General features: G+C 55.6%; 1 tRNA gene and 2 rRNA genes (1 of these 3 cut by a window edge). All 3 read right to left on the reverse strand.

The annotated features are described in order from the left end of the window. Positions 1 to 204 precede the first annotated feature (204 nt). A tRNA-Met gene (locus EOA24_RS21650) sits at positions 205 to 281 on the reverse strand. Positions 282 to 481: 200 nt separating this feature from the next. After that, positions 482 to 596: ribosomal RNA gene (gene rrf, locus EOA24_RS21655) — 5S ribosomal RNA — on the reverse strand. A gap of 285 nt (positions 597 to 881) precedes the next feature. Beyond that, a 23S ribosomal RNA gene (locus EOA24_RS21660) occupies positions 882 to 2,500 on the reverse strand; it runs 1,181 nt beyond the window's last position.

Raw genomic sequence — 2,500 nt, forward strand, 5'->3', positions numbered from 1 at the left:
CGCGCTCGCCTCCACCCTCGACGGCGGCTCCATAGCCAGATACTTCATTGCTAAGTGTCCACTTAATCTAAGCGGACACTAACGCCACAAGGTACGCGTCAGTAGGCGGCCTTCAGCGTAGGCGTACCTGGATTCGGTAAGCAAGGATGAACTACCGGCCCTGGCGGCCAAAAAGCAAAACGCCCGCTTTCGCGGGCGTTTGTTTGGTTGCGGGGACAGGATTTGAACCTGTGACCTTCAGGTTATGAGCCTGACGAGCTACCGGGCTGCTCCACCCCGCGTCACCTACGAGCAAGCGTTTGCTTGCAACTACGAGCAAGCGTTTGCTTGCGTTCTTGGGCGTAAGCGCAAGCCTATGGATAGGTTGGCCTACAGATAGGTAGACGGCTCACCAAATGAAAGGGCCGCTTTCGCGGCCCGGGGTCCCGTTGGCGGGCCTTTATCGTAGAGAGAAGATGAGAGTTGAACATGCGCTTGGCAGACCTGGCAGCGACCTACTCTCCCGCGTCTTGAGACGAAGTACCATCAGCGCTGGAGCGTTTCACGGCCGAGTTCGGAATGGGATCGGGTGCAGCCGCTCCGCCATAACCACCAGGTCGGCAAAACGCATGTTCAAATCGAGAAGCTTTTTAAAGCGAATAGCCGATAGTGAGTAGCCAATAGGGGACCCTATTTGCTGCTTTCCAAGCTGTTCGCTGGTCTTTGTTGTGCCTTGGATGTTCATTCGGCCCGGCACCCTTCGAAGCGAAGCTTCGCAAGGTCGACCGACCGTCGGCGCCGTTGCGCCGCACCCACGTAGCGCCGCCCGAAGGGCGGAACAAGCGTGAGTGAGAATGGCGACAATCCTTCGGATTGTGCCTTGATGGATATAAGTAATGAGAACGATCAAGCCTATCGAACTATTAGTACCGGTAAGCTTCAAGCGTTGCCGCTCTTCCACACCCGGCCTATCAACGTGGTCGTCTTCCACGGTTCTCAGGGAATACTCGTTTCAAGGTGGGTTTCCCGCTTAGATGCCTTCAGCGGTTATCCCGTCCGGATATAGCTACCCTGCGATGCGGCTGGCGCCACAACAGGTCCACCAGAGATCCGTCCATCCCGGTCCTCTCGTACTAGGGACAGATCCTTTCAATATTCCTACACCCACGGCAGATAGGGACCGAACTGTCTCACGACGTTCTGAACCCAACTCACGTACCGCTTTAAATGGCGAACAGCCATACCCTTGGGACCTGCTCCAGCCCCAGGATGCGATGAGTCGACATCGAGGTGCCAAACAACCCCGTCGATATGGACTCTTGGGGGTCATCAGCCTGTTATCCCCGGCGTACCTTTTATCCGTTGAGCGATGGCCCTTCCACGCGGGACCACCGGATCACTATGACCGACTTTCGTCTCTGCTCGACTTGTCAGTCTCGCAGTCAGGCAGGCTTATGCCATTGCACTCAGCGAACGATTTCCGACCGTTCTGAGCCCACCATCGCGCGCCTCCGTTACTCTTTAGGAGGCGACCGCCCCAGTCAAACTACCCACCATACATTGTCCCGGACCCGGATAACGGGCCGCGGTTAGACATCCATAGTAATAAGGGTGGTATTTCAAGGGTGGCTCCACCTGAGCTGGCGCCCAGGCTTCAAAGCCTACCACCTATCCTACACATGCCACTACGAATGCCAATGTAAAGCTATAGTAAAGGTGCACGGGGTCTTTCCGTCTAACCGCAGGAACCCCGCATCTTCACGGGGAATTCAATTTCACTGAGTCTATGCTGGAGACAGCGGGGAAGTCGTTACGCCATTCGTGCAGGTCGGAACTTACCCGACAAGGAATTTCGCTACCTTAGGACCGTTATAGTTACGGCCGCCGTTTACTGGGGCTTCGATTCAGAGCTTGCACCCCTCCTCTTAACCTTCCAGCACCGGGCAGGCGTCAGACCCTATACGTCGCCTTGCGGCTTCGCAGAGCCCTGTGTTTTTGATAAACAGTCGCTACCCCCTGGTCTGTGCCACCCTCCCTAGCTTGCGCTAAAAAGGGTCACGCTTCTTCCGAAGTTACGCGTGCAATTTGCCGAGTTCCTTCAGCATAGTTCTCTCAAGCGCCTTGGTATACTCTACCTGACCACCAGTGTCGGTTTCGGGTACGGTCTATAAGGAGGAGCTATTTCCTGGAACCACTCCGCTGCCCGTTCAATCCGATAAGATTGGACAACTTGTGTGATCCGTCACTACCTCCAGGCCCACGAATATTAACGTGGTTCCCATCGACTACGCGTTTCCGCCTCGTCTTAGGGGCCGGCTAACCCTGCTCAGATTAACTTTAAGCAGGAACCCTTGGTCTTTCGGCGGGGGAGTCTCTCACTCCCCTTACGTTACTCATGTCAGCATTCGCACTTCTGATACCTCCACCGCCCCTCACGGGTACGGCTTCATCAGCTTACAGAACGCTCCGCTACCGCTCGTGATTGCTCACGAACCCTAAGCTTCGGTGTATGGCTTTAGCC

The organism is Mesorhizobium sp. M2A.F.Ca.ET.039.01.1.1 (genome assembly GCF_003998035.1).
Lineage (GTDB): Bacteria > Pseudomonadota > Alphaproteobacteria > Rhizobiales > Rhizobiaceae > Mesorhizobium.